Consider the following 25,425-nt stretch of genomic DNA (forward strand, 5'->3'; position numbering starts at 1 on the left):
TCAGGGGATTGCCGCTCCGATCCGGTGGGCATGGTCGTCCACTAGTGATCAAGCGACACGGCACGGGGGTGCGTGCCGCACGGCGGACGGAAGGGCGCGGGATGGGTGCACTGCGCAAGGCGGGGGTCTGGCTCGGTCTCGTCGAGGAGGACGACGAGCGGGCCTACGATGACGGCGGCTACGACAAGGGTGGCTACCGCGAGTCGCGGTACCGGTCGAGCAGCCGGTACGCCGAGGAGTTCGCCGACGACGAGGAGGACGACTCCGAGGAGCCACCGGCGCCACGGCCCCGGGTGGGTGACCGGGGTCGGCTCGGCGAACGCTCCACGGCCCGTGGCCTGGACGGCGAGCGCGCCGAGGTCGAGCGCCCGGAGCGGCCGGAACGGACGGAACGCTCCAGCGTCCGGTCGATCACCCGGTCCGGCGCGGGCGAGACCTCCGGGGCGCTGACCTACCACACCCGGGACAACCTGGCCCTCGCGCCGCAGGTCCAGCCGAGGGAGCGAGTCGTGCCGGTGGAGGACGAGCAGCGGTACCAGATCACCACGCTGCACCCGACCACCTACCGCGAGGCGCGCACGATCGGCGAGCACTTCCGGGACGGCGTTCCGGTGATCATCAACCTCACCGAGATGGACGAGGCCGACGCCCGTCGGCTGGTGGACTTCGCCGCCGGGCTGGCGTTCGGGCTGCGCGGTACGATCGAGCGCGTGACCAACCGGGTGTTCCTGCTCTCACCGGCCAACGTCCAGGTCACCGCGGAGGACAAGGCCAAGATCGCTGAGGGCGGCTTTTTCAGCCTGAGCTAATCCTCCGCTCGACCGAGGGACGTCGCCTGCCGTGTTGTCGATCCTGCTTCAGGTTCTCTACCTGATTCTGTACGTTTTTCTGCTTCTGCTGCTCGCCCGGTTTGTCCTGAGCGCGGTGCTCCAGTACGGTCGCCGCTGGCAGCCGGGACGGGGTGCGGCCGCGGGACTGGAATCCGTGTGGAGCGTCACTGATCCGCCTCTCAAGGCGTTGAGGCGTGTGATCCCTCCACTGCGAATTGGTACCGTGAGCATCGACCTGGCCTCCCTTGTGCTCCTGGTTATCCTGTTCGTGCTGATGGAGTTCGTGTTGAAGCGGCTGATCCTCGGGTGAACGACCCGCTGGAACAGCCCGCTACGCGGCCGCAACTGACCCGAGGAGTTTCGATGCCGCTGACCCCGGCCGACGTCCACAACGTCGCCTTCAAGAAACCGCCGATCGGTAAGCGGGGGTACGACGAGGAGGAGGTCGACGCCTTCCTGGACGAGGTCGAGCGCGAGCTCGCCCGTCTGATCGAGGAGAACAACGAGCTGCGTGCCCAGGTGGAGCGCGGTGGCCGTGGCGGTGCCCCCGCCGGCCCCGGCGGCGACGCCCGGCTCGCGGCCGAGCTCAACGACGTGAAGGCCCAGCTCGACCGGGTCCAGCGTGACAAGTCGGCCGCCGAGCAGGCGGCCCGTGCGATGCAGGCCGAGCTGGAGCAGGTCCGCGCGACCGGTGGCCCGGCCCCTGTCGGTGACGGCGAGCAGCAGGCGCTGCGGGTGCTGATGATGGCCCAGCGGACCGCCGACGACCACGTCTCCGACGCCCGTCGCGAGGCCGACCAGCTGCTCTCCGAGGCCCGTTCCAAGGCCGAGGAGGTCACCCGCGAGGCCCGCGCCAAGGCGGACGCCCTGGAGCGGGACGCCCGCCAGCGGCACCAGGAGGCCATGGGCGGCCTGGACGCCAAGCGCACCGCGCTGCAGAAGCACATCGAGGAACTCAAGCAGTTCGAGCGTGAGTACCGCACCCGGCTCAAGGCGTACCTGGAGAGCCAGCTGCGGGACCTCGACGGTCGGGGCCAGGGCCTGGAGGCCGAGATGACCCGCGTCGAGGGCAACCGGGCGGGGGCCGGCACCAACGGCCTCGCCGCGGCCGGCCTCGCGGGCTCGTACGGTGGGGGCCGCTCCGGCGGCGCCCTCGAGTCGGGTCGCTGACCCAACCGCCGGCGGCCGTCGCCCCGAGCGTCGTGCCCGCCGGCCCAGCCACACCGACCCGAGGCGGCGGGGGTGAGCCGTGATAGTCGCAAGCGTGCTGCTCATCCTCGTCGCTGTCGGGTCGCTGGTCCTCGGCCTGGCCAGTGGGTCCAGCCCGCTGCTGGTCGCCTCGATCGCGGCCAGCCTGCTGGCCGCGATCGCGTTGGTGGTGGGCGCCCGCCAGGCGGCCACCGCCCGAGCCGCGGCGGCTGCCCGGACCGGGGCCACCCCGGGCGGGACGTTCGCCGCCCCCGCGGTCGACATCCCCGGGCAGTACATCCCCACGACGGTCGACACCGACGACGCCGGGTGGCGGCAACCACCCGGCCCGTCGGCGACCGTCGACCCGTTCGCCGAGGCCGGTCCCTTCCCGGGCCGGCCGGCACCCGGCCACGACTCGGCCGGTGATCCGTTCGCCGCGACGACCGGCGATCCGTACGCCGCGACGACCGGAGACCCGTACGCCGCCGCGGCCGGACCGGACGACGCGCCCGGTTCCGACGTCGACGCCGACCGGTACGCCGGGGCGAACCCCTACGCCGGCCGGCCGCCGTTCGACCCGCTCGACGAGCGGTTCGTGACCCCGGAACCGGTGGTCACCTCCGTGTTCCTGCCGGACGAGCCGCCGGCCGAGCCGGTCACCCCCGCGCAGGCCGCCCTGGTGGCCCGGCTCGACGCCGAGGTGCGGGTGGTGGACGGCCGGCCCCGCTACCACCTCGCCGACTGTGTCCACCTGGTCGGCCGGGACGACGAGTCGCTGCCGGTCGCCGAGGCGGTCGAGCTGGGCTTCACCCCGTGCTCCCGCTGCACCCCGCACGCCGTGCTGCTCGCCGGGTCCGGTCCGAGCTGAGCCGCCCCGCCGTGACCGTGGACGACACCCTCACCGTGGCCGTACGGGTGAAGCCGGGCTCCGCCCGGGCCCGCGTCGGCGGCCGGTACGACGGTCCACACGGCCCCGCCCTGGTGATCGTGGTGAACGCGCCGGCCGTCGACGGGCGGGCCACCGAGGCGGCCCGCCGTGCCCTGGCCGACGCGCTCGGCCTGCGGCCGGCCGCGGTGTCGCTGCGGGCCGGGGCGGCCAGCCGGGACAAGCTCTTCGGTGTCCGGCTCGCGCCGGGCCTGCCGGAGGCGCTGCGCCGGCTGCGCGACGGATCGGCCGGGTGACGGCGCCGCCGGTCGGTGGCCCGTGACGCCCGGGCTCGACCTGGCCCTGCTGCTCGGCGCCGCCGTCCTGTTGGTGGCGGTCGGCGCGGTCCGCTTCTCCAGCCGCCTGGGCGTGCCCAGCCTCCTGGTCTATCTGGCGCTGGGCGTGGCGATCGGGGAGTCGGGTCTCGGGATCCGTTTCGACGACGCCGAGCTGACCCGGGTGCTGGGTTTCTGCGCGCTGATCGTGATCATCGCCGAGGGTGGGTTGAGCGCCCGGTGGAGCACGTTGCGGCCGGTGCTCGGCCTGGCGGCGACGCTGTCCACCCTCGGCGTGCTGGTCAGCATCGTGGTGGTCGGCGTGGTGGTGCACGTCGCGCTCGGCCTGGACTGGCGGCTGGCCCTGCTCTACGGCGCGGTGCTCTCCTCCACCGACGCGGCGGCGGTCTTCGCCACCCTGCGCCGGCTGCGGCTGCCGCCCCGGCTGGTGGCCACCCTGGAGGCCGAGTCCGGGATGAACGACGCCCCGGTGGTGCTGCTGGTGGTGCTGCTGTCCCGGGGTGGGCCGACCGGCCATCCCTGGTGGTTCGAGGTACTGCTGCTCGGCTACGAGCTGGGCGTCGGCGCGGTGGTCGGCCTGCTCGCCGGGCTCGCCGGCCGGTTCGCCCTGCGCCGGGCGGCGTTGCCGTCGGCGGGGCTCTATCCGATCGCGGTGGTGGGCTTCACCGTGCTGGCGTACGCGGCCGGGGCGGTGCTGCACGCCTCGGGTTTCCTCGCCGTCTACGTCGCCGGCGTGCTGCTGGGCAACGCCCGGCTGCCGCATCGGCAGGCCATCCTGGGCTTCGCCGACGGGTTGGCGTGGCTGGCCCAGATCGGCCTGTTCGTGCTGCTCGGCCTGCTGGCCACGCCGAGCCGGCTGGGCGCGGCGGTGTGGCCGGCGGTGGTCACCGGGCTGGCGCTGGTGCTGGCCGCCCGGCCGCTGTCGGTGCTGGTCTCGGCGCTGCCGTTCCGGTTCGGGCTGCGGGAGCAGGCGTTCCTGTCCTGGGCCGGGCTGCGTGGGGCGGTGCCGATCGTGCTGGCCACCATCCCGCTGTCGGAGCGGGTGCCGGGCGCGGACCGGCTCTTCGACGCGGTCTTCGTGCTGGTGGTGATCTTCACGCTGCTCCAGGCGGGCACGCTCGCGTCGGCGGCCCGCCGGCTCGGGGTGACCGCGCCGGCCGAGGCGACGGAGATCCGGGTGGAGACGGCGCCGCTGGAGCGGATGCGGGCCGACCTGCTCCAGCTGGAGGTGCCGACGGGTTCCCGGCTGGGCGGGGTGCACGTGGACGAGTTGCGGCTGCCGGTCGGGGCCGCGGTGACCCTGGTGCTGCGCGACGGCGTCGGTTTCGTGCCCGGCCCGGACACCCGGCTGAAGGTGGGCGACAGCCTGCTGATCGTGGCCACCGCGGGGGTGCGGGACGCCGCCGAGCGCCGGCTCCGGGCGGTCAGCCGGCGCGGTCGTCTGGCCAGGTGGTTTGGCGAGTACGGCGAAGATCACGACGACTGATCTGCTAGCGTTCCTTTTGCCCTGTTTAGGGGATGATCGAGGCGGAATCACGGTGCGACGGTGCGCCACGTTGTCGGACGCCTGTACGTTCCGTATTCTTGCCAACCTCCGGAGTGCGCGGCCGACGCTGCCGTGTGCCCGTTTCGTACGTACATGGGGGACGCCAGGCCGGCGAACCCTGTCCGGACCGCCGACCGCTGCGGGTCTTCCGTGGCCGAGGGAGCTGACGATGGCGAAGCCAGCCGACACCAGGACCGCCGGCCGTAAGCCGGTGGCGAAGGCCACCCGCAGCGCGGCGGAGACCGAGAAGATCCGGGCGGCCCTGGCGGCGCGGCGCGACGAGTTGCGCGCCGAGTACGATCAGACGCTGAGCGAGATCACCGAGCTGCAGCGCGACCGGCTGACCGACTCGGCCGGGGACGACCAGGCCGACACCGGGACCAAGACGTTCGAGCGGGAGCAGGAGATCTCTCTCGCCAACAGCATCCGGGAACGGATCACGCAGGTCGAACGCGCCCTGGAGCGGCTCGACGAGGGTGGCTACGGCTGGTGCGAGCGGTGCGGCGACCCGATTCCGGTGGAGCGGCTCGCCGCCTTCCCGTCGGCGACCCTCTGCGTGAAGTGCAAGCAGCTGGAGGAGCGGCGCTGAGGTCCGCTCCCCGGCGGCGATGAGCCGACGGTGAGGCATCACCGTCGATAGTGTCGATGGGGAGCAGATGACCGCAGCGCCACCCGCTGGATCCGGCACCGCCGAACCGGGCGGCGGCACCCGCCGCCGAAGGGCGGTCGGGGTGCTCGTCGGCCTCGCCGTCGCGGTCCTCGCGGCCGACCTGCTCACCAAGCAGTGGGCGCTCTCCGCGCTCACCGACCGCGCGCCGGTGCGGGTGCTCGGTGGGGCGGTCTACTTCAGCCTGACCCGCAACAGCGGCGCCGCGTGGAGCATCGGCTCCGACCACACCTGGGTCTTCCCGCTGATCACCCTCGGCGTCGTCGGCTGGATCTGCTGGATGGCGGTACGGCTGCGCTCGGTGCCCTGGGCGGTCTCGCTCGGCCTGGTGCTCGGCGGGGCGCTGGGCAACCTCGTCGACCGGATCTTCCGCGCCCCGGGTCACTTCGTCGGGCACGTGGTCGACATGGTCAGCCTCTTCGACCCGTACGGCCAGGTCTGGCCGGTGTTCAACCTGGCCGACAGCGCCCTGGTCTCCGGGGTGACGCTGGCGGTGCTGCTGGAGCTGACCGGACGCCAGCGCGACGGCGGCCGGGCCGGCGCCGACCGGCCGACCGCCGACGCCGACGCCACGGCGCAGCCCGCCGACGGGACCACCACCGAGCCCCGGGGGCGCTCGTGACCTCCGCCTTCTCCGCGGGCGGCGACCACCGCTCGCTGCCGGTCCCCGACGGCCTGGAGGGGATGCGCCTCGACCAGGCGGTGTCCCGGCTCTTCGGGCTCTCCCGCACCGCGGCCGCGGCGCTGGTCGACGCCGGTGACGCGCTGGTCGACGGCGCGGCGCGGGCCAACTCGTACAAGGTCAAGGCGGGCTCCTGGCTGGAGGTCACCCTCCCCGCGCCGGCCGCGCCGCCGACGGTGGTGCCGCAGGCCGTCCCCGGCCTGGACGTGGTCTACGCCGACGACGACATCGTGGTGGTGGACAAGCCGGTCGGGGTCGCCGCCCACCCCAGCCCCGGCTGGACCGGTCCGACCGTGATCGGCGGCCTCGCCGGCATCGGGCACCGGATCTCCACCAGCGGCGCCGCCGAGCGGCAGGGCGTGGTGCACCGGCTGGACGTCGGCACCACCGGGATCATGGTGGTGGCCAAGAGCGAGCAGGCGTACACCGCGTTGAAGCGGGCCTTCAAGTACCGCGAGGTGGAGAAGCGCTACCACGCCGTGGTGCAGGGCCACCCCGACCCGTCGCGGGGCACCATCGACGCCCCGATCGACCGGCACCCGCACCACGACTACCGCTGGGCGGTGGTCTCCGGCGGCAAGCCGAGCATCACCCACTACGACACCCTCGAGGCGTTCCCGGCGGCGAGCCTGCTGGACGTGCGGCTGGAGACCGGGCGTACCCACCAGATCCGGGTGCACTTCTCCAGCATGCGGCACCCCTGCGTCGGCGACCTCACCTACGGCGCGGACCCGACCCTGTCGGCCCGGCTCAAGCTGTCCCGGCAGTGGCTGCACGCCCGGTCGCTGAGCTTCACCCACCCGCGTACCGGCGAGGAGGTCACCTTCGTCAGCGAGTACCCGGCGGACCTGGCCCGGGCGCTGGAGCTCCTGCGGGACTGACGCGGTGCGAGCCATCCGATGAGCCGAGCGGGAGAGCCGGCGACGCCCCGGTGGCGGCCGGGACGGCTGACCGTCGCGGCGCTGGCCGGCGCGCTCGCCGTCGGGGCGGTCGCCGCGCGCGTCGCCGACCGGCCGGCGGCGGTGGACACCACTGTCGGCGAGGTGACCCGGGTCGGGGTGGCCGCCGGCGGCTCGGTCCCGGCCTACCTGCGCGCCTCGGCGGCCGAGCTGGCGGCCCTGCCGGCCGGCGGTGAGCCGTACGCGCTGGTCACCTTCGCCGGCTACCTGCCGCCGGGACGGTTGGCGCCGACGCTGGCCGGGGTGAGCGTCGCCGAGGTGGTCGCCCGGGTGCCGCTGCCACAGCGGCAGACCGAGATCGTCCGGATCCCGGCGCAGCTGGTGCCGGAGCACGTCCGCGCCGGGATGACCGAGGTGGCCGCGCGCAAGGACCGGGAGGCCGCCGACCAGCGGGGCCGCTCCGCGGCGCTGACCGACGCCACCGATCCCGGGGGCGAACTGCGCCGGGTGTACGACAGCGGCGCCCGGGTGGCGACCGCCGAGGCGGCGGCGTACCGGTCCGGCTGCGCCTGCGTGTACGCGGCCCTGGTCCGGGCCGAGCCGGCCGTGTTGCGCACGCTCGCCGGCCGGCCCGGGGTGCGCGCGGTCGATCCGGCGCCCGAGCTGCGGCGGCTCGACCGCGCGGTGCTCACCCCACCGCTGCCGGAGCAGCGGGACCTGGCCCGACCGCCGGCCGACCGGGAGCCGGCCGCCGGCGGGTGATTCGTCGGAAGCGGCACCGGAGGTGATCGATTCGTCACCGGGCCCGGCCGCGCCGCCGATCGGTCGCCGTCCGGCGGCACGGCGCTGACCTCGCCGGACGTGCTCCGGCCCGGAGACGCCCGGCAGGCGGCGGCGAGCATGACCGACGGGGGATGTGCGCGCACAGGTGTGGTCCGAATAGGGTTTGTCTCCGTAGCCTGTCAGGCGGGAACCGATGGCGCTGGGAGGGCGAGCCTTGGACGGCACGGAGACCGGCTGGTCACGGCCTGTCGAACCAGCACCGCGGTGGCGGGCGCTGTTCGACCGGGCCCGGCTCGGCGGCCGTACCGCCGAGCAGGCCGACGCCGACCACCGCACCGAGGAGCCACCGCCGGCGGCCCGGGAGGGGCTGCCGCGACGCGCGTCCGGCAACGGGTACTCGGGGCGGGTGCCGGCGGTCGGGCGGGTGGCCGAGCCGGCGTACGACCCGCTGGCCGGCTACCGGGCCGACGACGGCTACCGGGCGGGGCCGGGCTACGGCGCCGACCCGGGCTACCGAGCGGAGCCGGGCTACGGCGCGGAGTCCTACCGCGAGCCGGGGTATCCGGAGCCGGGCCGTCCCGACGGGGCCTACCGGGAACCCGGTTACGGGGCCGAGCCCGGTTACCGGGCCGAGGGGACGTACCGGGTGGACCCGGCGTACCGGGCCGAGCCGGCGTGGCAGGCCGAGCCGGCGTACCAGCCCGAGCCGGCGTATCAGCCCGAGCCGGCGTACCAGCCCGAGCCGGCGTGGCAGGAGCCGGCGGTCGAGTCGCGGTACTCGGCGCTGGAGAACGGCTACCGGCACGAGCCGCCCCCGGTGGAGTCCCGGTACGCGCTGCTGGAGGGGCGGGGCTACCGGCCCGAGGAACACCGGTCGGAGGCGCGGCGGCAGTCGCTCGCCCCCGCGGTCGCCCCGCCGGAGCCGGCCCGCCCGGGCCCGCTCGACCCGGGCTACGTCGAGCCCGGGCACAGGGAACCGGGTTACCCGCCGACACCGGCGCACCCGGAGCCCACGCACCGGTCCGTGGCGGCGGTCGAGCCGGCGTACCGGGCCACCGCCGCCGTCGAGGCGGCCCCGCCCGTGGTCGCCTCCGCCGTGGTCGCCTCCGCCGTGGTCGCCTCCGCGGTGGTCACCGAGCGGCCGGAATGGCGGGCCCCGGCCCCGGAGAGCGAGTCCGAGCGGGCGGCCGGGGTGCTCCGCCGTGAGCTGGGCAGCCCGCGGGTGCTGGCCTTCGCCAACCCCAAGGGCGGCGTGCACAAGACCACCGCCACCGTGCTCGCCGCCGCCACCGTGGGCAGCGTGCGCGGCAAGGGCGTGCTCGCCTGGGACGACAACGAGCTGCGCGGCACGCTGGGCCTGCGCGCCGGCAGCGCCCGGCACGCCCGCACCATCCGGCACCTGATCCACGACCTCGCCCAGATCGAGATCCTGGAGGGCGCCACCCTGCTGGACCAGTTGGACGACTACCTGCGGCACGCCTCCGACGGCTCGTACGACGTGCTGGCCGGTGAGGAGAGCCCCCGGTTCGCCCAGCGGCTGGACCAGTTCACCGTCAAGCGGGTGCTGGAGCTGCTGCGCCGCACCCACGACGTGGTCTGCGTGGACACCGGCAACAACGTGGAGAGCGCCAACTGGCGGACGGTGATGCAGGCCGCCGACCAGCTCGTCGTCACCACCGTGCCGCGCGAGGACGCCGCGTTCAGCGCGGACTGGATGCTGGACCTGCTGCACGAGGTGGGGATGGGGGAGCTGGCCGACAACGCGGTCACCCTGATCTCCTGCCCCACGCCGGGCCGGTCGTCGTTGCAGACCGACCTGGAGCGGCACTTCGCCACCCGGACCCGAGCCGTGGCCGTGGTCCCGTACGACCCGGCGCTGGAGACCGGCTCGTCGATCGAGTACCACCAGCTCCAGCCGGAGACCCGCCGCGCCTGGCTGGAGGCCGCCGCCGTCATGCTCGAACCCTTCGCCCGCTGACCCCGCGCGGGCTGAGAGGATCACCGGGTGAGTCCGGACAGTTCCGATGCCGAGCGGGCCGAAGCCGGTCGCGCTGCCACCGATCCGCCCGCCGCGTCCACCGGGGCGGCGGAGGCGCCGCCGTGGTGGTGGCAACCGCCCGCCGCACCCGCCCCGGAGCCGGGCGCCCGTCGGCGGGCGGCCCTGGGCGGGCTGGCCGCGTTCGCGACGCTGACCGTGCTGGGCCTGCCGCTGGGGCTGCTCTGGGCGGCCCTGGCGCCGGACATCCCGGTGGTGAAGACCCCCGAGGGCGCGGTGTACGCCCAGCCCCAGCCGGAACAGCCGATCGCCGCCGACGGCTGGTTCAGCCTCCTCGGGCTGGGCTTCGGGGTGCTCGCCGGGGTGGCGCTCTGGATCGTGCTGCGCCGCCGCCGGGGACCCGGGCCGCTGCTGGGCGGGACGGCCGGCGCGCTGGGGGCGGCGCTGGTCGCCTGGCAGGTGGGGCGCCGGATCGGCCTGTCGACGTACCAGCGGCTGCTGGAGACGGCGCCGCCGGGCCGGGCCTTCACCAAGCCGGCCGACCTGCGGGCCGGGGGCGTCGACTGGTTCCACGGCGTGCTGCCCTACCCGCACGGCAACGTGCTGCTGCCCGCCTTCGGGGTGGCCGTCACGTACACCCTGCTGGCCGGCTGGTCGCGCTGGCCGTCGTTGCGTCCGGAGCCGGAGCCGTTCGCCGCGCCGCCGTTCGGTCCGACGCCGTCCGGTGCGGTGCCGCTCGGTGCGCAGGCGTCCGGGCCGGGGCTGGCGGGAACCGGTCCGGGACCGGTCAGTTCGGGGCCGGCGGCGGGCTGGCCAGCTCCGCCAGCGGCACCGGAACCGCCCGCACCTGGCGCAGCAGGGCCGTCTCGCGGTTGAGCAGCCGCAGCTCGGCGCGGAGCCGGGCGGCGGTGTCGTCGACGGCCAGCAGCCGCTGCCGGTCGTCCACGGTCAGTGCGGCGGTGGCGGCGACCAGGTGCGACAGCACCGTCGGATCCTCCGGCAGCTGCTCGGAGATCTCCTCCGGATCGGGCCGGATCAGGCCCAGGTACTGCCGGAACACCGAGATCACCCGGGCGGCCAGCAGGTCGGCGGCCTCGTCCGGGCCGGCCGGCTCGGGCAGCCAGTCCACCGCGGCGGTCAGGTACGGCGCGGAGTCCCGGTCGACGTCGCCGATCCGGAACCGGCGCCGCCCGACCGTGACGATGTCGAACCCGCCGTCGGCCAGCTCGGTGACCTGACGCAGCTCGGCGGTGCAGCCCACCTCGTGCAGGGTGACCTCCCCGCCGCCCGGGGCGACCTCCCAGCCGGCCCGGATGGCCACCACGCCGAACTCCCGGGGGGTGCCGTCGGGGAGCGCCATCAGGTGCCGCACCAGCGCCCGGTACCGCTCCTCGAATATGTGCAGCGGCAGCACCAGGCCGGGAAAGAGCACCGTTGCGAGCGGGAACACCGGCAGCCGCGCAGTCACGCGTCCGAGCGTAGCCCGCCGTGTCCCGGACGGCGTGTCCCGGCTCACCGTCCCGTGGTCCGGGCGGCGCGGGCCGCCCGCGGTGCCGCCGCCTAGACTCGCAAGGGTGTTGAATCGGATCGACCTGCGCGGCGGGGTCCGTGACCCGCGCCGCCTGCTGCCCCGTGCCCAGCTCGACGTCTCCGTGGCCGTCGAACGGATCCGCCCCCTCGTGGAGGCGGTCCGCGAGCATGGGTACCCGGCGATCCGGGAGGCCAGCGAGCGCTTCGACGGGATCTCCCCGGAGGTGCTGCGGGTGCCGACGGAGGCGATCCGCCAGGCCGAGGGGACGCTGGACCCGCAGGTCCGCGCCGCGCTGCTGGAGTCGATCACCCGGGCCCGCAGGGTCCACGCCGACCAGCGCCGCACCGACCACGTCACCGCGGTGGTGCCCGGGGGCACGGTGACCGAACGCTGGCTCCCCGTCGACCGGGTCGGCCTCTACGTCCCCGGCGGCCTGGCCATGTACCCGTCGACCGTGGTGATGAACGTGGTCCCCGCCCAGGCGGCCGGGGTCCGCTCGCTGGTGGTGGTCAGCCCGCCGCAGAAGGAGAACGGCGGCCTGCCCGACCAGCGGGTCCTCGCGGCCTGCGCGCTGCTCGGCGTCGACGAGGTGTACGCCGTCGGCGGCGCCCAGGCCGTCGCCATGCTGGCGTACGGGTCGACCGTCGACCCGGCCGGCGAGCAGCACTGCGACCCGGTCGACATGATCACCGGGCCGGGCAACATCTGGGTGACCGCCGCCAAGCGGCTGCTGCGCGGCGTGGTCGGCATCGACGCCGAGGCCGGCCCCACCGAGATCGCCATCCTGGCCGACGACACCGCCGACCCGGCGCACGTCGCCGCCGACCTGATCAGCCAGGCCGAGCACGACCCGCTCGCCGCGAGCGTCCTGGTCACGCCGTCGACGGCGCTGGCCGACGCGGTCGACGCCGAGCTGGCCCGGCAGGTGCCGGCGGCCAAGCACACCGAGCGGATCACCACCGCGCTGCGTGGCGAGCAGAGCGGCGTCGTGCTGGTCGACGACCTCGAGGCCGGCCTGCGGGTGGTCGACGCGTACGCGGCCGAGCACCTGGAGATCCAGACCGTGGACGCCCGCGAGTGGGCGCTGCGGGTCCGCAACGCCGGGGCGATCTTCGTCGGCGCCTGGTCGCCGGTCTCGCTGGGCGACTACTGCGCCGGCTCCAACCACGTGCTGCCCACCGGCGGCTGCGCCCGGCACTCCTCCGGGCTGTCCGTGCAGTCCTTCCTGCGCGGCGTGCACCTGGTGGAGTACACCCAGGAGGCGCTGCGGGACGTCGCCGGGCACGTGGTGACCCTGGCCACCGTGGAGGACCTGCCCGCGCACGGCCAGGCGGTCAGCGTCCGGTTCCCGGGGGAGACCCCGTGACGACGTTGGACGACCTGCCCATCCGGGACGACCTGCGGGGGCTGTCGCCGTACGGGGCGCCGCAGCTGGACGTGCCGGTACGGCTGAACACCAACGAGAACTCCTACCCGGTGCCCGAGCCGGTGGTGGACGCGATCGGCAAGGCCCTCGCGGCGGAGCTGCGCGACCTCAACCGCTACCCGGACCGGGACGCCGTGGCGCTCCGCGCCGACCTGGCCGCCTACCTGGGGCACGGGCTCACCGTCGAGCAGGTGTGGGCGGCCAACGGCTCCAACGAGATCCAGCAGCAGCTGCTCCAGGCGTTCGGTGGTCCGGGGCGCAGCGCGCTGGGCTTCGTGCCCGCGTACTCGATGCACCCGCTGCTGGCGCTCGGCACCGGCACCCGGTGGATCCCCGCCGCGCGCGGCGTCGACTTCGGGTTGACCGCCGACGAGGCGGTCGCCCAGGTCCGCGAGCACGCCCCCGACGTGGTCTTCCTCTGCTCGCCCAACAACCCCACCGGCACGGCGCTCGACCCGGCCGTGGTCGCCGCCGTGCTGGACGCGGCGCCCGGCATGGTGGTGGTCGACGAGGCGTACGCCGAGTTCGCCCGCCCCGGCACGGTCAGCGCGCTGGCGGTGCTACCCGGCCACCCGCGGCTGGTGGTGACCCGGACGATGAGCAAGGCGTTCGGCTTCGCCGGTGGCCGGCTCGGCTACCTGGCCGCCGACCCGGCGGTGGTGGCGGCGGTGCAGCTGGTCCGGCTGCCGTACCACCTCTCCGCCCTCACCCAGGCCGCCGCCCGCGCGGCGCTGGCCCACCGTGACGCCCTGCTCGGCACGGTCACCGCGATCATGGCGCAGCGCGACCGGATCGTCGCCGAGCTGCGCGCCCGGGGCCACCGGGTCGCCGACAGCGACGCCAACTTCGTCCTCTTCGCGGTCGACGGCGAGCAGACCGCCGCCTGGCGCGCCCTGCTGGAGCAGGGGGTACTGGTCCGCGACGTCGGGCTTCCCGGCTGGCTGCGGGTCACCGCCGGCACCCCCGCCGAGACCGACGCCTTCCTTTCAGCGATGGAGCGAATCTGATGAGCCGGACCGCCCGGGTGGAGCGGATCACCAAGGAGACCGAGGTCCTGGTCGAGATCGACCTCGACGGCACCGGCCAGGCCGAGATCAGCACCGGGGTCGGCTTCTACGACCACATGCTGAACCAGATCGCCCGGCACGGCGGCTTCGACCTGACCGTCCGCACGGTGGGTGACCTGGAGATCGACGCCCACCACACGATGGAGGACACCGCGCTCGCGCTGGGCGCCGCGTTCGACCAGGCGCTGGGGGACAAGGCCGGCATCCGGCGGTACGGCTCGGCCACCGTCCCGATGGACGAGGTGCTGGTCCGGGCGGCCGTCGACCTCTCCGGCCGGCCGTACGTGGTGCACGACGAGCCCGTCCTCGCGCCGTACATCGGGCCGGTCTACCCGACCAGCATGACCCGGCACATCTGGGAGTCCTTCGGCCAGTCGGCCCGGATCACCCTGCACGTCGACGTGCTGCGGGCGGCCCGCCCGGGCGGTCACCCGGACGCCCACCACGTGGTGGAGGCCCAGTTCAAGGCGGTCTCCCGGGCGTTGCGCGAGGCCACCGCGATCGACCCGCGCAACGCGGGAATCGTGCCCAGCACCAAGGGGGCACTCTGATGGGTGCGGTGCTGCCGACCCTGCTGCTGATCCTGGCCGGGCTGCTGGTCGGCGGGGCCTGGTCGCTCTACCGGCAGGGCGCGTCGCGCGGCGCGGTGCTGGTCACCGGGCTGCTCGCCGTGCTGGCCACCGCCGGCGGGCTGCTCTGGCTGCTGCCCGGGGAGGGCTGATGAGCGAGCTGACCACGGCGCCCGACGGCGTGGGCCGGCGGATCGTGGTGCTCGACTACGGGTCGGGCAACCTGCGCTCGGCCGAGCGGGCGCTGGAGCACGCCGGTGCGGACGTCACCGTCACCGACGACCTGGCCGCCGCGGCCGAGGCCGAGGGTCTGGTGGTGCCGGGCGTGGGCGCCTTCGCGGCCTGCATGGCCGGCATCGAGGCGCTCGGCGCCGGGCCGGTGATCGCCGAGCGGGTGGCGGCGGGCCGGCCGGTGCTCGGCATCTGCGTGGGCATGCAGGTGCTCTTCGAGCACGGTGACGAGCACGGCGTGGTGACCAAGGGGCTCGGGCTGCTGCCCGGCGGGGTGACGAAGCTGCCGGCGCGGCGGCTGCCGCACATGGGCTGGAACACCGTGCAGGCGCCGGCGGGTTCGGTGCTCTTCGCCGGCCTGCCGGCCGACGCCCGGTTCTACTTCGTGCACTCCTACGGGGTCACCGACACCGCCGCTCTGGCCGCCTCGGGGGCCCGGGTGACCACCGCCGAGCACGGCGCCGATTTCGTCGCGGCGGTGGAGCGGGGGTCGCTCTCGGCCGCCCAGTTCCACCCGGAGAAGTCCGCCGGCACCGGCGCCACCCTGCTGCGCAACTGGCTCGCCAGCCTGTGAGCGCGGTCCGGTGAGCAAGGAACGGGCCCGGCGTCGGGAGGCGCGCGAGGCCCAGCTGGAGCGGGACCGGGCGGTACGTCGTCGCCAGGTGGCCCGCCGGGCGCGCCGCCGGGCGGTGGTGCGCCGGCTGACCCCGCGGGTCCGGCTGGGCCGGTCCGGTCGGCTGGCCCGGCACACCCGGGCCGAGCGGGCCGCGATCGGGCTGCTGACCGCGGTGGCGTTGATCGCCATCTGGGCCCTGGTCGACGACCTGGCGCTGCGGGTGGCGCTGGTCGTGCTGTTGCTGCTGGTCCTGCCGGCGATCGTGGTGATCGCCCTGGACCGTCGTTGAATGAAGCGAGGAGATGGACCGTTGAGCCTCACCCTGTTGCCCGCCGTGGACGTCGCCGACGGCCAGGCCGTCCGGCTCGTGCAGGGCGCCGCCGGTAGCGAGACCGCGTACGGCGACCCGTTGGAGGCCGCCCTGGCGTGGCAGCGCGACGGCGCGGAGTGGATCCACCTGGTCGACCTGGACGCGGCGTTCGGCCGGGGTTCCAACGCGGAGCTGCTGGCCGAGGTGGTCGGGAAGCTGGACGTCAGGGTGGAGCTCTCCGGCGGCATCCGGGACGACGCCTCGCTGCGCGCCGCGCTGGGCACCGGGGCGGCCCGGGTGAACATCGGCACCGCGGCGCTGGAGGACCCGCAGTGGTGCGACCGGATCTGCGGCGAGTACGGCGACCGGGTGGCGATCGGGCTGGACGTGCGGGGTCGTACCCTCTCGGCGCGTGGCTGGACCCGTGACGGCGGTGACCTGTGGGAGGTGCTGGCGCGGCTGGACGCGGCCGGCGCGTCCCGGTACGTGGTGACCGACATCACCAAGGACGGCACGATGCGCGGGCCGAACCTGGACCTGCTCCGCGAGGTCTGCTCCCGGACGCAGGCGCCGGTGATCGCCTCCGGTGGCGTGTCGACCCTGGACGACCTGCGCGCCCTGGCCACCCTGGAGCCGGTGGGCGTGGAGGGTGTGATCGCCGGAAAGGCGCTCTACGCGGGCGCCTTCACCGTGGCCGAGGCGCTGGAGACCCTGCGGACCGCCGGGTGAGCGCGGCGGTCGCCGAGCCCGACCCGTCGGCCACCACGGTCACCCGGCTGGGCTCGGGTGGGCCGTGGGAGGCCGTGTACGGCTACTCCCGGGTGGTCCGGGCCGGCGACCGGGCGGTGACGGCCGGTTGCACGTCGACGGTCGACGGTCAGGTGGTGCACGTCGGTGACGCGGCGGCGCAGACCGCCCAGGCGATCCGGATCGGCCTGGCGGCGCTGGCCGAGGTGGGCGCGGAGCCGACCGACGTGGTCCGCACCCGGTTGTACGTGACGGACCGGCTCTACGCCGACGAGGTGGGTCGGGCGCACAACGCCGTCTTCGGTGCGGTCCGTCCCGCCGCGACCATGGTGGTGGTGGCCGGGCTGGTCGACCCGGAACTCCTGGTCGAGGTGGAGCTGGAGGCCTACCTCCCGGCCCGCTGACCAGCCGGCGACCGGTCCCGGACCGGGCGTGGCCCGCGTCGCGGGCGCGAATGTCATCACGAGCGCGATACCTCGGAGTCATGTTGATACCTCTGAGGTATCGCGCTCGTTCTCCTCGTCGCGCAGCCGGCGCGGGACCCGGGATGGAGCGGGTCACACCTTCCGGCAATTGAGTTGCGCGCAATCCAATTGCGGGCTACGGTTTCCCCCATGACCGATGATCTGGTGCTGCGGAGGCAGGTGTGCTTCGCGCTCTACGCCGCGTCGCGCGCCCTGACCGACGTGTACCGCCCGATCCTCGACGAGCACGGGCTCACCTACCCGCAGTACCTGGTCCTCCTCGCCCTCTGGGAGCGCGCCGAGCGCGCCGAGGGGAGCGCGGGGGCCCAGGGGAGCGAGCCGCCCAGCGTCTCCGAGCTCGGCGCGGCCCTGCGGCTGGACTCCGGCACGCTCTCCCCGCTGCTCAAGCGGCTGGAGACGGCGGGCCTGGTGGTCCGGTCCCGCTCCGCCCGCGACGAGCGGCGGGTGGAGGTCGGGCTCACCGGCGCCGGCCGCGCCCTGCGGGAGCGGATGGGCGACGTGCCGCTGCGGGTGGCCCGCGCCACCGGCCTCACCGAGACCGAACTGGTCGACCTGCGGGACACCCTCACCCGGGTCACCGACACGATCCACCGACAGAAGGAGCAGTGATCATCATGCAGGTGCTCTACACCGCGTCCGCGCAGGCCACCGGCGACGGCCGCGACGGCCACGTCCGCACCACCGACGGCACCGTCGACCTGGACCTGGCGATCCCCAAGGAGATGGGTGGCGCGGGCGGCGCGGCGAACCCCGAGCAGCTCTTCGCCGCCGGCTACGCGGCCTGCTTCCACTCGGCGCTGCGCCTGGTGGCCCGCAAGGCGAAGGCCGACGTCTCCGGCTCGGTCGTCGAGGCCGAGGTCGGGATCGGCCCGAACGGCAGCGGCGGCTTCGGTCTTGCCGTCACCCTGGTGGTGGACCTGCCGGCCGTCGAGCGCGCCGCCGCCGAGCAGCTGGTCGAGACCGCCCACCAGGTCTGCCCGTACTCGAACGCGACCCGGGGCAACATCGAGGTCGCGCTCACCGTCCGCGAGACCGCCGCGGCCTGACCGCCGCCCGGCCCGACGACGATCCGCGTACGAAAGGACGAGCCCATGAGCACCAACCGTGAGATCCACCTGGCCTCCCGCCCGCAGGGCTGGCCCACCGCCGAGAACTTCCGCCTCGTGGAGACCGAGGTGCCCACCCCGGGCGCCGGCCAGATCGTGGTCCGCAACCGGTTCATGTCGGTCGACCCGTACATGCGTGGCCGGATGAACGACGTCAAGTCGTACGTGCCGCCGTTCGCGCTGGACGCGCCGCTCGACGGTGGCGCGCTCGGCGAGGTGGTGGCGAGCGAGGCCGAGGGCTTCGAGCCCGGCGACACCGTGCTGCACGGCCTCGGCTGGCGCGAGTACGCGCTGCTGGACGCCAAGGCCGCCCGCAAGGTCGACCCGGATCTCGCCCCGGCCAGCGCCTACCTCAGCGTGCTGGGCATGACCGGGCTGACCGCGTACGCGGGTCTGCTCGACGTGGCCGAGATGAAGCCCGGCGAGACGGTCTTCGTCTCCGGCGCGGCCGGCGCGGTGGGCAGCATGGTCGGTCAGATCGCCAAGCTGCGCGGCGCGGCCCGGGTGGTCGGCTCCGCCGGCTCCCCGGCCAAGGTCGAGCGGCTCAAGGCGCTGGGCTTCGACGCCGCCTTCGACTACCACGACGGATCGGTGTACGAGCAGCTCAAGGCCGCCGCCCCGGACGGCGTCGACGTGTACTTCGACAACGTCGGCTCCGACCACCTGGAGGCCGCGATCGGCGCGATGAACCTGCACGGCCGGGCCGCGATCTGCGGCATGATCGCGCAGTACAACTCCACCGAGCCGCCGGCCGCCCCGCGCAACCTGGCCCTGGTGATCGGCAAGCGGCTCACCCTGCGCGGCTTCCTCGTCGGTGACCACGGTCACCTGCGCGAGCAGTTCGTGCAGGAGATGGCGGGCTGGCTGCGCGACGGCAGGATCTCCTACGACGAGACGGTCGTCGACGGCATCGAGAACGCCCCGCAGGCGTTCCTCGGCGTGCTGCGCGGCGAGAACCTCGGCAAGATGCTCGTCCGGGTGTGACCGTCCGGCGGCGGTGGTCGGCCTCACAGGTCGGCCGCCGCCGCCGGCTTCTTGGATAGGCTCGCGGCATGACGGTGGCGGTACGGGTGATCCCGTGTCTGGACGTGGACGCCGGTCGGGTGGTCAAGGGGGTCAACTTCCTCGACCTGCGCGACGCCGGTGACCCGGTGGAGCTGGCCGCGGCCTACGACCGGGCCGGCGCGGACGAGTTGACCTTCCTGGACGTCACCGCGTCCTCCAGCGACCGGGGCACCATGCTCGACGTGGTGCGGCGCACCGCCGAGTCGGTCTTCATCCCGCTCACCGTCGGCGGCGGCGTACGCCAGGTCGCCGACGTGGACACCCTGCTGCGCGCCGGCGCGGACAAGGTCGGCGTGAACACCGCCGCGATCGCCCGGCCGGAGCTGATCGCCGAGATCGCCGACCGGTTCGGCCGGCAGGTGCTGGTGCTCTCGCTGGACGTACGGCGGGCGCCGGCCGGCAGCACGCCCAGCGGCTTCGAGGTGACCACCCACGGCGGCCGCCGGGGCACCGGGCTCGACGCGGTCCAGTGGGCGGCCCGCGGCGCCGAGCTGGGCGCGGGGGAGATCCTGCTCAACTCGATGGACGCCGACGGCACCAAGGCCGGCTTCGACCTGACGCTGATCGAGGCCGTCCGCGCGGTGGTCGACGTGCCGGTGATCGCCAGCGGCGGCGCCGGGCAGGTGGCGCACTTCCCGCCGGCGATCGGCGCCGGCGCGGACGCGGTGCTGGCGGCCAGCGTCTTCCACTTCGGTGAGCTGACCGTCGGCGAGGTCAAGGACGCCCTGCGCGGGGCCGGTCACCCGGTCCGCTGACCCGGGGCGCGGGCCGGGCCGCTCAGTGCCGTTCGGAGTGCCCCTCGGGGGAGCGGCGCGGCGCCGGGATGGAGCGCACCAGGTATTCCTGCACGGCGGCGGCGTGGTCCTCCTCGGGCAGCCGCCACTCGGCGTCACCCGGGGTGTGCCGGCGGTCCAGCGCCCCCTGCACGGTGTCGACCGTGGTGGAGAGCCCGGCGTTCGGCCGGGTACGCCAGAGCCGCTCGCCGTCGGGGGTGATCCGGAACCAGCCGTCGGCGACGCTGACCAGGCCGGCGCCGGCGAGCCGCCGGACGGCCGACTCCACCTCGTGCCGCTCGGGGATGGCCCGGTTGAGGTGGTCCGCTGTGGAGAGCACGTCGGCCAGGCGTACGCCCTCCGGCCGGCGGGTCGACGCCGCGCGGCGGTGCCGTCCCGCGCCGCTGGCGATCACCAGGGACACGAAGATCCAGGCATCGGTACGGTGCCAACCGTTCTCCCCCATGCAGGAATGATGCCCGCTACCCTCGGCGAAGAAAACACCCAGTTCCGCTCACCGGGCGTCACCCCAGCTCACACCCTCCACATTGCCCCCTCCCGTGGGGGATGGGCGGCCGGCAACTCCGGTGCTGCCCTCGCCTCCCGAGCGGAGCGAGACGGCAACGTCACCGAAGTTGTGTTGATCTCGGCCGGACGGGCGGGGTGGGCGCGGGGCCCGAGGCGGGCGGGTCGGCGACGGTGAACGGCGGCAGGAAGAGCTGGGTCAGCGGCCCGATGCCCACCGCGTAGGCGACCGTGCCGAGCCCTACGGTGCCGCCGAGCAGCCAGCCCAGCGCCAGCACGGTGACCTCGATGACCGTGCGGACCAGCCGGATCGACCGGCCGGGGCGGCGGGCCACGTAACCGGTCATCAGGCCGTCGCGCGGGCCGGGGCCGAGTCGGGCGCCGATGTAGAGGCCGGTGGCGGCGCCGTTGGCGACGATCCCGCCGACCAGCAGGGCGATCCGGGCCGGCAGCGGCAGCCCGGCCGGCAGCAGGGCCGCGGTGGCGTCCACCACCAGCCCGATCACCAGCACGTTGCTGATCGTGCCCAGCCCGGGTCGTTGCCGCAGCGGGATCCAGAGCAGCAGCACCAGCGCGCCGACGGCGATGGTGACGGTGCCGAAGGAGAGGCCGGTACGCAGCGACAGCCCCTGGTGGAACACGTCCCAGGGGTCCAGCCCCAGGTCGGAGCGGATCATCATCGCCATGCTGACCCCGTACAGGACCAGGCCGGCGTAGAGCTGGGTCAGCCGGCGGACGGGCCGGTGCCGGAGATTGCCAATCGGAGCCATGCATGCCACCCTAGGGGCCAATTCCCGCATTGTTAGAGCCAATTAGGGAGGGGTGGCCATGACCAGTCAGGTACGTGGGGCGCAATTGGCCCGCCTGCTCGGTCAGTGGCACGCGCTTCCCGGCCGTCGGCGCAGCCCGGACTACGCCGCGCTCGCCGCCGCGGTCCGCGGCCTGCTCGCCGACGGCCGGCTCCCCCTGGGCGTACGCCTGCCGGCCGAGCGGGAGCTGGCCGAGGCGCTGCGGATCAGCCGGACCACGGTGACCGCCGCGTACCGGCAGCTGCGTGAGACCGGCCACCTGGCCAGCCGGCGCGGCGCGGGGAGCTGGACCATGCTCCCGGGCACCCACCGGGTGGCCAGCACCGGGCTGTGGACCCCGCAGGACGACCGGGACATGATCGACCTGGGGGTGGCCGCGCTGGCCGCCCCGGCGCAGCTGCTGCCCGCCGCCCGGGCCGCCACCGAGGACCTGCCCCGCTACCTGTGCGGCGCCGGCTACCACCCGACCGGCATCATCGAGCTGCGCGAGGCGATCGCCGGGGCGTACACCGGGCGGGGGTTGCCGACCAGCCCCGAGCAGATCATGGTGACCAGTGGCACGCAGCACGCGCTGGACCTGGTGCTGCGACTGGCCCTGGCACCCGGCGGCAGCGTGCTGGTCGAGTCCCCCACCTACCCCAACGCGCTGGCCGCCCTCGCCGCCCGCCGGGCCCGGATCACCACCCACGGCCTGGCCGCCGACGGCGGCGGCTGGGACGCCGACCTGCTCCTGGCCAGCCTGCGACAGTCCCGGCCCAAGGTGGCCTACCTGATCCCGGACTTCCAGAACCCCACCGGGCACCTGATGCCGGCCGAGCTGCGCGAGCGGGTGGTCGGCGCGGCGCACGCCGCCGGCACCGACCTGGTGATCGACGAGTCCTTCGTCGACCTGCCGCTGGACGGCACCCCGCTGCCGCCGCCGGTGGCCGCCTTCGACCGGCACAGCCGGGTGATCAGCATCGGCGGGATGAGCAAGCCGTACTGGGGTGGGCTGCGGATCGGCTGGGTGCGGGCCTCCGCGCCGCAGGTGCAGCGGCTGGCCGCCGCCCGGGTCGGGGTGGACATGGCCAGCCCGGTGCTGGACCAGCTGGTCGCGGTGCACCTGCTCGCCGACGCCGCGACCATCGTGGCCGACCGTCGGGCCCAGCTCGCCACCCAGCGCGACGCCCTGCTCGACGCCCTGGCCCAGCGGCTGCCCGACTGGCGGGTCACCGTCCCCCGGGGCGGCGTGACGCTCTGGGTGGAGCTGGACGGCCCGATCTCCAGCGCGCTCGCCCGGGCCGCCGAGGAGGTCGGCGTACGCCTGGCGCCCGGTCCCCGGTTCGGCCTGGACGGCACCCTGGAACGCTTCCTGCGGCTGCCCTTCACCCTGCCCGCCGACGACCTGGCGGAGGCGGTCGGCCGGCTCGCCGCGGTCCGCTACGACCTGGACCGGGCCGGCCGCCCGGCGTGGCGGGAGGCCACCGTCATCGCCTGACCGGCCGGCGCGGCGCGCAGGCCGGCCGGACCCCCGGCTGCCAGACCGTCTCCTGAGCCGGATCGGTCGTTCCGGTCGGCCGTCCCGGCCGGGGCTGCGAGACTGCGTTGATGGGCGCGATCACCCGGTCCCGGCTGGTCAGCTGGGGTGGCCCGGGAACCCGGGCCACCCGGCTGGAGCTCTTCTACGATCTGGTGTTCGTCTTCGCGTTCCTCAACGTCACCACCATCACCTCCGACGACCTGACCCCCCGGGCGCTGCTGGAGGCGCTGCTCGTGCTGATCCTGCTCTGGTGGTGCTGGACGGGCTTCGTCACGATCGGCAACGCCCTGCGGGCCGACGTCGGGGTGATGCCGGCGATCGGGTTCGCCGTGACGGCGGCGGTGTTCGTGCTGGCGCTGAGCAGCGGGGTGGCGTTCCGCGACGTGCCGGGCGGCCTGTACGGGCCGTGGCTGTTCGCCGTCGCCTACCTGGTGACCTGGGTGATGAAGGCGACCGCGCTCTGGAGCATCGCGCGGGAGGAGGGGGCGCCCCGACTGCGCTCGCTGATGCTCACCGGGCCCTCCATGACCGGTGCCCTCCTCATCCTGGTGGCGGCGACCGTGCCGCAGCGGGTGGTGCCGGCCGGGGCGGTGCTGAACACCCGGCTCGGCCTGTGGATCACCGCCCTGCTCGTGGAGTACTCGGGCGGGCTGCTGCTGACCCGGACCGGCTGGCGGTTGCGTTCGGTGGGGCACGCGGCCGAGCGACACGCGCTGATCGTGCTGGTCGCCCTCGGCGAGTCGGTGATCGCGCTCGGGATCGGCACCACCGCCCGGGCCGGCCGGCCGTTGGGTCTCTCGACGGTGGTCGCGGCGGTGCTCGGCATCGGCGTCATCGCCGTCCTGTGGTGGCTCTACTTCGACTGGATCGCCGCCGCCGTCGAGCAGCGGTTGCACGGCGTCCGAGGGGCCGAGCGCATCCCGCTGGCCCGGGACATCTACACCTACCTGCACCTGCCGCTGATCGTCGGGATCATCCTCTTCGCCCTCGGTCTCAAGCGGCTGCTGTCCGGCGTGCTCGACGCTCCGCACCCGGCGGCGGAGGAGGACCTGGACACCCTGGAGCTGCTCGTCCTGTACGGCGGAGTGATCCTCATCCTGCTGGCCCTGACCGCGATCCAGTTGCGCGCGCTGCGGCGCCTCGACCGGGTGCTGCTGACCGGGGCCGTGCTGCTCACCGCGCTGCTGCCGGTGGCCGCCGCGCTACCGGCGCTGCTGGCGCTGCTGCTGTTGAACGGTGCGGTCGTGGCGGTGGTGCTGATCCAGCTCCCGGCAACGCGGGACCTGCGCCAGGGTGTCCGCGCGACCGCGCTGGACGAGCAGGCCGCGCTGGAGGCGGAGGCGAACCAGTGGCGGGGCCGCCACCTCTGAGCGGCCCGTCCCCGCACCTCGGCGCTCCGATCGCCGGGCGGTCCGCGGATCCGCCGCTGCCGGACCGGCCGGCTGGGACACTGCCGAGGTGGGATCTTCCGATCGGAGCATCCGGTGGTCCCGGGGCGTCCGGCCGGGTGCACCCGGGACCCGGACCACCCGGCTGGAACTCTTCTACGACCTGGTGTTCGTCTTCGCGTTCCTCAGCGTGACCAGCCTGACCGCCACCGCGCCCACCCCGGTCAACCTCTACCGGTGCCTGCTGGTGCTGGCGTTGCTCTGGTGGTGCTGGACCGGGTTCGCCCGGCTGGGCAACGGGGTCCGGGCCGATCAGGGGGTGCTGCCGCTGGTCGGCTTCCTCACCATCGCCGCGACCTTCCTGCTCGTGGTGAGCATTCCGGGAGCCTTCGTCGACCGCCCCGGCGGGCTGCCCGGACCGCTGGTCTTCGCCGGGTGCTACTTCGTGATCCGGGGCGTCCAGCTCGCCGTCTTCGCCCGGGTGGACCGGGAGGATCCGGCCCGCCGCCGCTACCTGCTGGTGCGGCTGGCTCTGGTGCTGGCGGCCACGACACTGCTGGTCGTCGCGGGCACGGTGCCGCAACGGCTGGCCGACCGGCCGACGGCGACCGCGGTGCAGCTCGCGCTCTGGACGGTGGCGCTGCTGGTCGAGTACGTCGGCGGGGTCACCCTGGGCCGGTCGTGGTGGGTGGTGGTGTCGGCCGGGCACTGGGCCGAGCGGCACGCGCTGATGGTCCTCATCGCCCTGGGCGAGACGATCATCGCGCTCGGCCTGGGCGCGAAGTTCTTCACCGACCTGCCGTTGACCGGTCCGGTGGCGGCCGCCGCCGTGCTGGGCATCGCGATCGCGGCCATGCTCTGGTGGGCGTACTTCGACACCGTGGCGTTCGCCCTGGAGCAGGCCCTGCACCACGCCCGCGACCCGGTCGCCCGGTTCCGGCTGGCCCGCGACGGGTACACCTTCCTGCACCTGCCGATGATCGCCGGGGTCATCTTCTTCGCCCTGGGGCTCAAGGACCTGCTCGCCGAGGCGGCCGATCCGAGCAGCCCGTCCTGGGGCGTGCCGCTGGGCGGCTTCTGGATCACCGTCTTCTACGGCGGGGTGGGGCTCTACCTGCTCAGCGTCTGCGGCTGCGCGTACCTGGCGTTCCGGTCGGTGCGCTGGCCGCTGCTGCTGGGGGTGCTGGTGCTCGCCGGCGTCGCCCCGCTCGCCGCGCCGCTGCCGGAACTGGTGACGCTGGTCCTGCTGGCGGTCCTCGTCCTCGCCGTCGTCGCCGCGGAGACGCTGAGCGAGGACGGCCGACGGCGGCAGGTCCGGCAGCTCGCCCTGGCGGAGCAGTACGCCGCCGAGGAGGAGCAGAGCCGGTGGCGGCGCGACCATCTCTGAGCTGCGCGACGGCCGTGCCCCGGGACGGTGGGGCACGGCCGTCGTGTGGTGCCGGT

Annotated in this window: 29 protein-coding genes and 1 pseudogene; 27 read left to right on the top strand and 3 right to left on the bottom strand. The window is 74.7% G+C overall.

The features are described 5' to 3' along the window. Window positions 1-101: 101 nt before the first annotated feature. The 12 genes and pseudogenes from GA0070564_RS24015 (at window position 102) to GA0070564_RS24070 (ending at window position 10,691) form a co-directional block, all read left to right on the top strand. On the top strand, window positions 102-809 hold the full coding sequence (locus tag GA0070564_RS24015; RefSeq protein WP_091613223.1) for a cell division protein SepF: 708 nt from the start codon (window positions 102-104) through the stop codon (window positions 807-809). Between the two features lie 31 nt (window positions 810-840). Continuing rightward, the gene (locus tag GA0070564_RS24020; RefSeq protein ID WP_088972352.1) at window positions 841-1,140 is read left to right on the top strand and encodes a YggT family protein; all 300 of its coding nucleotides are present in this window, start codon (window positions 841-843) and stop codon (window positions 1,138-1,140) included. Window positions 1,141-1,193: 53 nt separating this feature from the next. Further along, complete coding sequence (locus tag GA0070564_RS24025) at window positions 1,194-2,000, top strand: DivIVA domain-containing protein (protein WP_091613227.1); 807 nt, start codon at window positions 1,194-1,196, stop codon at window positions 1,998-2,000. 628 nt (window positions 2,001-2,628) lie between these two features. Next, window positions 2,629-2,889 (top strand): annotated as a pseudogene (locus GA0070564_RS30005) (hypothetical protein); the annotation flags it as partial. 11 nt (window positions 2,890-2,900) lie between these two features. Further along, entirely contained in the window at window positions 2,901-3,203 is a 303-nt protein-coding gene (locus GA0070564_RS24035) for a DUF167 domain-containing protein (RefSeq protein WP_091613234.1), read from the top strand. A gap of 22 nt (window positions 3,204-3,225) precedes the next feature. Further along, window positions 3,226-4,728: a potassium/proton antiporter gene (locus GA0070564_RS24040; protein ID WP_091613237.1), complete on the top strand. Its 1,503-nt coding sequence runs from the start codon at window positions 3,226-3,228 to the stop codon at window positions 4,726-4,728. Window positions 4,729-4,957: 229 nt separating this feature from the next. Continuing rightward, window positions 4,958-5,377 carry a TraR/DksA family transcriptional regulator gene (locus GA0070564_RS24045; RefSeq protein ID WP_088972347.1) on the top strand — a complete coding sequence of 140 codons (420 nt, stop codon included), beginning with the start codon at window positions 4,958-4,960 and terminating at the stop codon, window positions 5,375-5,377. A 67-nt stretch (window positions 5,378-5,444) separates the two neighbouring features. After that, window positions 5,445-6,077, top strand: coding sequence for a signal peptidase II (lspA, locus tag GA0070564_RS24050; RefSeq protein WP_091613242.1), 633 nt, complete (start codon window positions 5,445-5,447; stop codon window positions 6,075-6,077). Continuing rightward, complete coding sequence (locus GA0070564_RS24055; RefSeq protein WP_091613245.1) at window positions 6,074-7,018, top strand: RluA family pseudouridine synthase; 945 nt, start codon at window positions 6,074-6,076, stop codon at window positions 7,016-7,018. The genes lspA and GA0070564_RS24055 overlap by 4 nt, the downstream gene beginning before the upstream one ends. 18 nt (window positions 7,019-7,036) lie before the next feature. Further along, on the top strand, window positions 7,037-7,798 hold the full coding sequence (locus GA0070564_RS24060) for a hypothetical protein (protein WP_091613248.1): 762 nt from the start codon (window positions 7,037-7,039) through the stop codon (window positions 7,796-7,798). Window positions 7,799-8,033: 235 nt separating this feature from the next. After that, complete coding sequence (locus GA0070564_RS24065) at window positions 8,034-9,797, top strand: MinD/ParA family ATP-binding protein (RefSeq protein WP_425412528.1); 1,764 nt, start codon at window positions 8,034-8,036, stop codon at window positions 9,795-9,797. Between the two features lie 27 nt (window positions 9,798-9,824). Continuing rightward, window positions 9,825-10,691, top strand: coding sequence for a DUF2567 domain-containing protein (locus GA0070564_RS24070; protein ID WP_141714854.1), 867 nt, complete (start codon window positions 9,825-9,827; stop codon window positions 10,689-10,691). On the opposite strand, the gene GA0070564_RS24075 is transcribed toward GA0070564_RS24070, so the two are convergent. Then, a complete protein-coding gene (locus GA0070564_RS24075; protein WP_091613253.1) occupies window positions 10,603-11,283 on the bottom strand; it encodes an LON peptidase substrate-binding domain-containing protein in 681 nt (226 codons plus the stop codon). The two genes, GA0070564_RS24070 and GA0070564_RS24075, sit on opposite strands and share 89 nt — an antisense overlap. A 106-nt stretch (window positions 11,284-11,389) precedes the next feature. Between GA0070564_RS24075 and hisD the strand changes: the two genes are divergently transcribed. From hisD to hisF, 12 genes are all read left to right on the top strand, one after another. Then, complete coding sequence (gene hisD / locus GA0070564_RS24080; RefSeq protein ID WP_091613256.1) at window positions 11,390-12,712, top strand: histidinol dehydrogenase; 1,323 nt, start codon at window positions 11,390-11,392, stop codon at window positions 12,710-12,712. Continuing rightward, entirely contained in the window at window positions 12,709-13,779 is a 1,071-nt protein-coding gene (locus tag GA0070564_RS24085; RefSeq protein ID WP_091613259.1) for a histidinol-phosphate transaminase, read from the top strand. Before hisD ends, GA0070564_RS24085 begins: the two co-directional genes overlap by 4 nt. Then, on the top strand, window positions 13,779-14,390 hold the full coding sequence (gene hisB, locus GA0070564_RS24090; RefSeq protein ID WP_091613263.1) for an imidazoleglycerol-phosphate dehydratase HisB: 612 nt from the start codon (window positions 13,779-13,781) through the stop codon (window positions 14,388-14,390). Before GA0070564_RS24085 ends, hisB begins: the two co-directional genes overlap by 1 nt. Continuing rightward, window positions 14,390-14,560 (top strand): hypothetical protein, encoded by a 171-nt coding sequence (locus tag GA0070564_RS29490; protein ID WP_176730816.1) that lies wholly within the window; start codon window positions 14,390-14,392, stop codon window positions 14,558-14,560. Before hisB ends, GA0070564_RS29490 begins: the two co-directional genes overlap by 1 nt. Then, window positions 14,560-15,213 carry an imidazole glycerol phosphate synthase subunit HisH gene (gene hisH, locus GA0070564_RS24095; RefSeq protein ID WP_091613266.1) on the top strand — a complete coding sequence of 218 codons (654 nt, stop codon included), beginning with the start codon at window positions 14,560-14,562 and terminating at the stop codon, window positions 15,211-15,213. Before GA0070564_RS29490 ends, hisH begins: the two co-directional genes overlap by 1 nt. Window positions 15,214-15,223: 10 nt before the next feature. Continuing rightward, window positions 15,224-15,544, top strand: a complete 321-nt coding sequence (locus tag GA0070564_RS24100) for a hypothetical protein (RefSeq protein WP_091613269.1) — start codon at window positions 15,224-15,226, stop codon at window positions 15,542-15,544. Between the two features lie 21 nt (window positions 15,545-15,565). After that, a complete protein-coding gene (gene priA / locus GA0070564_RS24105; RefSeq protein WP_091613272.1) occupies window positions 15,566-16,294 on the top strand; it encodes a bifunctional 1-(5-phosphoribosyl)-5-((5-phosphoribosylamino)methylideneamino)imidazole-4-carboxamide isomerase/phosphoribosylanthranilate isomerase PriA in 729 nt (242 codons plus the stop codon). After that, complete coding sequence (locus GA0070564_RS24110) at window positions 16,291-16,716, top strand: RidA family protein (RefSeq protein WP_091613275.1); 426 nt, start codon at window positions 16,291-16,293, stop codon at window positions 16,714-16,716. Before priA ends, GA0070564_RS24110 begins: the two co-directional genes overlap by 4 nt. 210 nt (window positions 16,717-16,926) lie before the next feature. Beyond that, window positions 16,927-17,406, top strand: a complete 480-nt coding sequence (locus GA0070564_RS24115) for a MarR family winged helix-turn-helix transcriptional regulator (RefSeq protein WP_091613278.1) — start codon at window positions 16,927-16,929, stop codon at window positions 17,404-17,406. 5 nt (window positions 17,407-17,411) lie between these two features. Beyond that, window positions 17,412-17,843, top strand: coding sequence for an organic hydroperoxide resistance protein (locus GA0070564_RS24120; RefSeq protein WP_091613652.1), 432 nt, complete (start codon window positions 17,412-17,414; stop codon window positions 17,841-17,843). Between the two features lie 45 nt (window positions 17,844-17,888). Further along, a complete protein-coding gene (locus tag GA0070564_RS24125) occupies window positions 17,889-18,887 on the top strand; it encodes an NADP-dependent oxidoreductase (RefSeq protein WP_091613281.1) in 999 nt (332 codons plus the stop codon). A gap of 68 nt (window positions 18,888-18,955) precedes the next feature. Further along, window positions 18,956-19,723 carry an imidazole glycerol phosphate synthase subunit HisF gene (gene hisF, locus GA0070564_RS24130; RefSeq protein WP_091613284.1) on the top strand — a complete coding sequence of 256 codons (768 nt, stop codon included), beginning with the start codon at window positions 18,956-18,958 and terminating at the stop codon, window positions 19,721-19,723. A gap of 22 nt (window positions 19,724-19,745) precedes the next feature. On the opposite strand, the gene GA0070564_RS24135 is transcribed toward hisF, so the two are convergent. Next, complete coding sequence (locus tag GA0070564_RS24135; RefSeq protein WP_091613287.1) at window positions 19,746-20,207, bottom strand: hypothetical protein; 462 nt, start codon at window positions 20,205-20,207, stop codon at window positions 19,746-19,748. Window positions 20,208-20,367: 160 nt separating this feature from the next. Next, window positions 20,368-21,036 carry a membrane protein YczE gene (gene yczE, locus GA0070564_RS24140; protein ID WP_091613290.1) on the bottom strand — a complete coding sequence of 223 codons (669 nt, stop codon included), beginning with the start codon at window positions 21,034-21,036 and terminating at the stop codon, window positions 20,368-20,370. 58 nt (window positions 21,037-21,094) lie between these two features. Here yczE and yczR point away from each other — a divergent pair, with 58 nt between their 5' ends. From yczR to GA0070564_RS24155, 3 genes are all read left to right on the top strand, one after another. Then, on the top strand, window positions 21,095-22,552 hold the full coding sequence (gene yczR, locus GA0070564_RS24145) for a MocR-like transcription factor YczR (protein ID WP_091613293.1): 1,458 nt from the start codon (window positions 21,095-21,097) through the stop codon (window positions 22,550-22,552). A 110-nt stretch (window positions 22,553-22,662) separates the two neighbouring features. Then, window positions 22,663-23,964, top strand: a complete 1,302-nt coding sequence (locus GA0070564_RS24150; RefSeq protein WP_091613296.1) for a low temperature requirement protein A — start codon at window positions 22,663-22,665, stop codon at window positions 23,962-23,964. A gap of 88 nt (window positions 23,965-24,052) precedes the next feature. Continuing rightward, the gene (locus GA0070564_RS24155) at window positions 24,053-25,369 is read left to right on the top strand and encodes a low temperature requirement protein A (protein WP_245670199.1); all 1,317 of its coding nucleotides are present in this window, start codon (window positions 24,053-24,055) and stop codon (window positions 25,367-25,369) included. Window positions 25,370-25,425: the final 56 nt, after the last annotated feature.

The sequence above is a fragment of the Micromonospora mirobrigensis genome, from assembly GCF_900091555.1.
Taxonomy (GTDB): Bacteria; Actinomycetota; Actinomycetes; order Mycobacteriales; family Micromonosporaceae; genus Micromonospora; species Micromonospora mirobrigensis.